Origin of the sequence: uncultured Stenotrophomonas sp. (assembly GCF_963519125.1) — a bacterium.
Classification (GTDB): domain Bacteria; phylum Pseudomonadota; class Gammaproteobacteria; order Xanthomonadales; family Xanthomonadaceae; genus Stenotrophomonas.
Genome location: NZ_CAUQLJ010000051.1, coordinates 1 through 6,188 on the forward strand (window position 1 = coordinate 1; position 6,188 = coordinate 6,188).

8 protein-coding genes are annotated in these 6,188 nt (G+C 66.1%); 2 read left to right on the top strand and 6 right to left on the bottom strand.

Annotated elements, in window-relative coordinates:
• Positions 1–380 (top strand): efflux RND transporter permease subunit (locus tag RYM47_RS19630; RefSeq protein WP_315390207.1); only part of this gene is annotated, 380 nt, incomplete at its 5' end.
• A gap of 99 nt (positions 381–479) precedes the next feature.
• Here RYM47_RS19630 and RYM47_RS19635 read toward each other — a convergent pair.
• The 6 genes from RYM47_RS19635 to ykgO all read right to left on the bottom strand — a co-directional run bounded on the left by RYM47_RS19635 (position 480) and on the right by ykgO (position 5,457).
• Positions 480–1,715 carry a TraB/GumN family protein gene (locus RYM47_RS19635; protein WP_315390209.1) on the bottom strand — a complete coding sequence of 412 codons (1,236 nt, stop codon included), beginning with the start codon at positions 1,713–1,715 and terminating at the stop codon, positions 480–482.
• Positions 1,708–2,238: a GNAT family N-acetyltransferase gene (locus RYM47_RS19640; protein WP_315390211.1), complete on the bottom strand. Its 531-nt coding sequence runs from the start codon at positions 2,236–2,238 to the stop codon at positions 1,708–1,710. The genes RYM47_RS19635 and RYM47_RS19640 overlap by 8 nt, the downstream gene beginning before the upstream one ends.
• A 20-nt stretch (positions 2,239–2,258) precedes the next feature.
• Entirely contained in the window at positions 2,259–3,146 is an 888-nt protein-coding gene (locus tag RYM47_RS19645; protein ID WP_068851268.1) for a carbon-nitrogen hydrolase, read from the bottom strand.
• Between the two features lie 646 nt (positions 3,147–3,792).
• Positions 3,793–4,830, bottom strand: a complete 1,038-nt coding sequence (locus RYM47_RS19650) for an agmatine deiminase family protein (RefSeq protein ID WP_315390214.1) — start codon at positions 4,828–4,830, stop codon at positions 3,793–3,795.
• Positions 4,831–4,877: 47 nt separating this feature from the next.
• Positions 4,878–5,204, bottom strand: a complete 327-nt coding sequence (locus RYM47_RS19655) for a hypothetical protein (RefSeq protein ID WP_070209364.1) — start codon at positions 5,202–5,204, stop codon at positions 4,878–4,880.
• Between the two features lie 127 nt (positions 5,205–5,331).
• Complete coding sequence (gene ykgO, locus RYM47_RS19660) at positions 5,332–5,457, bottom strand: type B 50S ribosomal protein L36 (RefSeq protein ID WP_017355593.1); 126 nt, start codon at positions 5,455–5,457, stop codon at positions 5,332–5,334.
• Between the two features lie 193 nt (positions 5,458–5,650).
• Between ykgO and cmk the strand changes: the two genes are divergently transcribed.
• The coding region (cmk, locus tag RYM47_RS19665; RefSeq protein ID WP_315390217.1) for a (d)CMP kinase at positions 5,651–6,188 on the top strand (538 nt) is incomplete at its 3' end.

Below are 6,188 nucleotides of genomic sequence, written 5' to 3' on the forward strand. Positions count from 1 at the left end.
TGGGCGTGGTGGTGAACAACGGCATCGTGATGATCGAGCACATCAACAACCTGCGCCGGCGCGGCATGGCCCGCACCCAGGCGCTGGTGGAAGGCTCACGCGAGCGCCTGCGCCCGATCATGATGACCATGGGCACCGCGATCCTGGCGATGATCCCGATCTCGCTGACCGACACCCAGCTGCTGGGCGACGGCCCGCCGTACTACCCGATGGCCCGCGCCATCGCCGGTGGACTCGCGTTCTCCACCGTGGTCAGCCTGCTGTTCCTGCCGACCATCTACGCGATGCTCGACGACATGAGCATCAGCGTGGCCCGCATCGTGCGGCGGGCGAGGGGCCTGCCACCCAAGGGCAGCGACGCGGTGATCGAACCGGCATGAAGAAAAAGGGCCACGCAATGCGTGGCCCCATTTCATTTGGCGGGTTCCCGGTAGCGTCGGCCGTTGGCCGACCCAGGCGGTACCAGGTTCGGGCGATATCTACCCGCCGACCTTGTTCCATACCTGGAACCCGGTCAACCACAACCCCAACATGCTGCCCAGATTGGTCAGCATGAAGGTCAGCACCACCCGGGTGACCCGGTTCCGATACCAGCCGCGCACGCTCTGCGCATCATCACGCAGCTTGAGGAAATCCTCGTACGCCGGCTTGCGCAGCCGGGTTTCCACCAGCGCGGCGAAGGCGCCGGTGGGAATGCTCAGGCGGAACGGCTTGAACGGCGCGACCACGATCGCGGTGAGGATGCTCAGCGGATGGCTGCCCGCCAGCAGGCAGCCCAGCCCCGCCAGGCCGCCGGTATACATCGCCCACACCGCCAGCAGCTCGGTCCCGACGCCAAGCCCGCCGCGATAGAAGCCCACTGCGATCCCGGTCAGCACGATGGCCAGGATGCCCAGCGTGATCCACGGGATGTTGCGCTTCTTCGGTACCGACTCCAGCGATTCGCGCAGCGGACCGGGAGCGTCGGTATCGGTTTCCAGATACTTCGCCAGGCCGGCAAGATGCCCGGCACCCACCACCGCCAGCACCTCGCGCTGGGCCGGGTCGTGCACCTCGCGCAGGCGGGTAGCCATGTAGCGGTCGCGCTCGCCGATGATGGTTTCATACAGGGCCGGACTCTCGCTGGCGAACTCGCCGAAGCTCGCCTCCAGCATGTCGCCCTGCTTGAGCTTTTCGATCTCGTCTTCGCCAACGTCTTCGGACGCGAACAGGCCGGTGCCCAGGCCCATCACCAGCTTGATCTTGCCGAAGAAGCCGAGCCGCTGCGAGGCGCGTTTGAAGGTCAGGCCGACTTCGCGGTCGATCAGGTGGACCGGCAGGTTGCGTTCGTTGGCCAGGCCGACTGCGCGCTTGAGTTCGGCGCCCGGCTCGATGCCCAGCTGTTCGGCCAGGCGGCGCTGGTAAGCCGCCAGCGCCAGGTTGGCGGCGAACAGCGCGACCCGGCCCTTGCGGATCACCTCGACCAGGTCGAGCTTGGCCAGCGCGTCGGGATTGGTAAGCGCCTGCAGGCGCTGCGGGTCCAGTTCAACGGCCACGGCGTCGAAGCGACCGCTGTTGATCGCGCGCTCCACCACCTCGACGCTGGCCTGCGAAACATGCGCGGTGCCGAGCAGGGTATAGCGCACGCCGTCGCGTTCGACCACGCGCACGGGCTGGCCGGCAAACAGGGTGTCGCCGGTGGGGTCCATCAGGTTCTCAGTCATTTCATCATTCATTCGAGGGGGCGCTGTCGGCGCCGTCGCCGAGCGCGCGCTGCATCTGCACGGTGTCCAGCCAGCGCCCATGCTTGCGGCCCAGGCCACGGAATATGCCGACGGTGTGGAAGCCGAAGCGTTCGTGCAGCTTGATCGAAGCGGTGTTGGACGGTTCGCCGATCACCGCGACCATCTGCCGATAGCCGCGTGAGACGCAGGCGTCGATCAGGCCCTGCATCAATGCGGTGCCCACGCCGCGGCCCTGGAAGGCGGCATCAACGTAGACCGAATTTTCCACGGTCCACTGATAGGCGATGCGCCCGCGGTAGGTATTGGCGTAGGCGTAGCCGGCAACCCGGCCATCGACCTCGGCCACGATATAGGGGAAACCGCGCGCAACGATGTCATGCATGCGTCGCAGCATCTCAACCGCATCGGGAACGTCGTACTCGTAGGTGTTGACGAAGTCGGTCACTTCCACCGCATAGATCGCAGTGATGGCCGCAATGTCGGCATCGGTGGCATCGCGCAGCTGCACGGTCACGGGGCAGGGTTCCTGTGGGATCAGTCGATGTAGCGCTTGAGCAGGTCGCCATAGGCGTCGATGCGGCGGTCGCGCAGGAAGGGCCAGATCCGGCGCACATGCTCGCTGCGCTGCAGGTCGACGTCGCATACCAGTACGGTCGGGTCGCCACCGGCTTCGGCAATGAACTCGCCCTGCGGGCCGAGCACATGGCTGTTGCCCCAGAACTGGATGCCGGAAGCACCCAGCGGCGACGGCTCGTGGCCCACGCGGTTGCAGCTCAGCACCGGCACGCCGTTGGCCACGGCATGGCCGCGGTGGCTGAGCACCCATGCGTCGCGCTGGCGGCCCTGTTCGTCCTTCTGGTCGTCCGGGTCCCAGCCGATGGCGGTGGGGTAGAGCAGCAGTTCGGCACCGGCCAGCGCCATCAGGCGGGCGGCCTCCGGGTACCACTGATCCCAGCAGACAAGCACGCCGAGACGGCCCACGGAGGTGTCGATCGGCTTGAAGCCGATGTCGCCGGGGGTGAAGTAGAACTTCTCGTAGAAGCCGGGGTCGTCCGGGATGTGCATCTTGCGGTACTTACCGAGCAGGGTGCCGTCCTTTTCGAAGACCACGGCGGTGTTGTGGTACAGGCCTGCGGCGCGACGCTCGAACAGCGAACCGACGATGACCACGCCATGCTTTTTGGCGAGCGCGCCGAGACGTTCGGTGCTGGGGCCCGGGATCGGTTCGGCCAGGTCAAACTCGTCGACGGACTCGTGCTGGCAGAAATACGCACCGTTGTGCAGTTCCTGCAGCAGGACCAGCTTGGCACCCTGGGCAGCCGCTTCAGCCACGCGCGTTTCGATCACGGCCAGGTTGGCGGCCGCGTCACCGTGGTTGCGCTCCTGGATCAGGGCGACGGAAAGGGTGTGGCGTGAGCTCATCCGGGGCGGGTCCTGCAGGGGGAAAAACGCAGTTTATCGCGGATGGGTGTGCACGGCGTGCTGGGGGTTAAATGGGTTTGAGCCGAAGCCAACGCCGGCGTCTCAGTACTACGTGCAGGGGCGGCCGCCGGGCAGCCCCGCTCCGAGACACGCCGTGAACCCGTCCATGGGGGCTGCTAGAAAACATCCATGTTTTCTAGCGTCTCTCCGGGGGCTACCCGGCGGCCGCCCCCATACAGGGTCGTGTGCGGTTGGGAACGGCAGACACGCATGGCGTGTCACTACGCGGATTCGACACGGTGCGCTGACCCGCTTTGGTAGGGTCGGTTCCCAAACGACCGCCGTGAAATCCTCCGCGTCCGGTAACGCATGGAAATGATCGGCACCGCAACGCCGGCCATCGGCCGGACCCGCGTTTCCCGTGGCCACCGGCCAACTGTCAAAGGGTCGACCGGGGTCGGTTTGCGGGGGAATCGGCGCCATGGATGGCGTCCGCTTAGCCTCCATGGACGGATTCACGGCGACCCCGCAAACCGGCACCGGGCGGCCCAAGCCAGGGCAACCTGGCACCCATCGGCTGTTCGCCCAAAACCAAAAACGCCGGGCAAAGCCCGGCGTCAGTGAAATCATCTACTGCCGACCAGGATCAGGCCGCCAGAACACCCTTCGGCAACTGCATCGTGATGCAATGCAGGCTGCCGTTCTGCCAGATCAGCGAGCGGCAGGGGACCTGCACGATCTCGTGGTCCGGGTAGGCCAGGGCCAGCACGTCGCGGGCAGCGTCGTCGGCGACGTCGCCGTAGGCCGGCATCAGCACTGCGCCATTGAGGATCAGGTAGTTCGCGTACGACGCAGCCAAACGGCGGCCCTCGTCGATCACCGGCCGTGCCCACGGCAGCGGGAACAGCCGGTACGGCTGGCCCTCGGCCGTGCGCAGCGCCGCCAGCTCATTGCCCATCGCCTGCAGCTCCGCGAAATGCGAGTCCGTGCTGTCATCGCAGGCCTGGTACACGATGCTGTCGACCGACGCAAAACGCGCCAGCGTGTCGATGTGCGCGTCCGTGTCGTCGCCTTCCAGGTAACCATGGTCCAGCCACAGCACGCGGTCCTGGGCCAGCCAGCCGGCCATGTCCGCGCTCAGCGAAGCGCGGTCGCGTTCCGGGTGTCGCTCGTGCAGGCACTTCCAGGTGGTCAGCAGGGTGCCGACGCCATCGGTTTCGATCGCGCCGCCTTCCAGTGCGAACGGGATGCTCTGCAGCTCCGCGTCCGCAAAGAGACCGGCCTCGTGCAGCACCCCCACCAGCTGGTCGTCCAGGCTTGCCTCGAACTTGCCGCCCCATCCGGTGAAGCGGAAATCCAGCAGGCGGAAGCCGCCGTCCGCACGGCGCAACGTGATCGGGCCCGAATCGCGCAGCCACGTGTCGTCGTACGGCGCCGTGACGAAACGCACCCGATCCGTATCGATCCGGTTCGAGCGCAGGCGCGCGTCCGCGTACGCCTCCAGGTCGTCGTCGGCCACGATGATCACCACCGGCTGGAAGCGGGTGATGGCCGCGACCAGCGCGATGTAGGTGTCCTCGACGTCACCCAGGCGGTCGGCCCAGTCGGTGTCGGCGTGTGGCCAGGCGATCAGGATGGCGGACTGGGATTCCCATTCGGCCGGAAAACGGAGCGTGTCGTTCATGGTCTCGGTGCGTTGACCCGCCGGGAGCCGGCGGGCGGGGTGGTGGGTCAGCGGATCGGCGGCCTCGGGCCGACTTCGTTGCTGTCGGCCTTGTTGACCACCACGTCGATCACCTTCGACTTTTCAAAGTAGACGGTGAACTGCGGGTAGACCCAGCGGTTGATGGTCGGCCACTGGCGCTTCTGGCCACCCCGCGGATCCAGCCTTTCGCTGGGCTCGCCGAAGGCAGCCTGGACCTGGCTGGCGGTCTGGCCGCGAACCGGAACGGCCGTGGTGGGCTGCTCCTTGGTGCGGTCGATCAGCAGGGTGTCGGCGTGGACGCTGGCGCAGGCCAGCAGGGCAAGCAACGGCAGGGTGGACAGGTAACGCTTCATCTCGATCTACTCCCCAGTCATCAAGAAAGGTGTGGGCCAATTACAACAAAATCGGCAATAAAAAACCGCCCGGAGGCGGTTTTTTTTTCAGGCAGGTCGCGACCACGGGGTCGGGACGCCCTTGGGCTCAGCGCTGGCGAGCCTTGAAACGCGGGTTCGACTTGCAGATCACGAAGATCTTGCCGCGACGACGGACGACCTTGCAGTCGCGGTGACGGGACTTGGCCGACTTCAGGGAAGACAGGACTTTCATTGCATACCTCGGCGTAAACGTGGATTCGGGTGGAGCGCGGCCGCGATATGCAGATGACAATCGGCAGGTGACGCTCGTTCAAGCCCGCCATTCTACCGGGCTTTTTTCCATCCTTTCAAGTGGTTGCACCAAAAAAGTCTCGGTGCCGGCCCACCAGGGGCTAGAATGGGCGGTCAAATCCACAGGGAAACCCATGAACCAGCTACCTCCCGTGCTCACCATCGACGGTCCGTCCGGGGCCGGCAAGGGGACCGTCAGCCGCATTGTCGCACGCCGGCTGGGCTGGCATTACCTGGATTCCGGCGCCCTGTACCGCGCCGTCGGCGTGGCCGCCAGCTGGGCCGATATCGACACCTCCGACGCCTCCGCGCTGGTCCGCTGCACCTTCGATACCCATGTCCGCTTCGTCGAGTCCGGCGACGGCAGCCTGCGTGTCATCGTCAATGAGACCGACGCCACCGACGAGCTGCGCCTGGAGACCACCGGTGCGCTGGCTTCCGCCATCGCCGCCATCCCCGAGGTCCGGGCCGCCCTGAAGGAGCGCCAGCGCGCATTCAGGGTTCTGCCCGGCCTGGTCGCCGACGGCCGCGACATGGGCACCGTGATCTTCCCGGACGCCCCATTCAAGGTGTTCCTGACCGCCAGCGCCGAGGAGCGCGCCGAGCGTCGGCATAACCAGTTGAAAGACAAGGGGGTTTCTGTTAACTTTGATGACCTCCTGCGCGAGATCA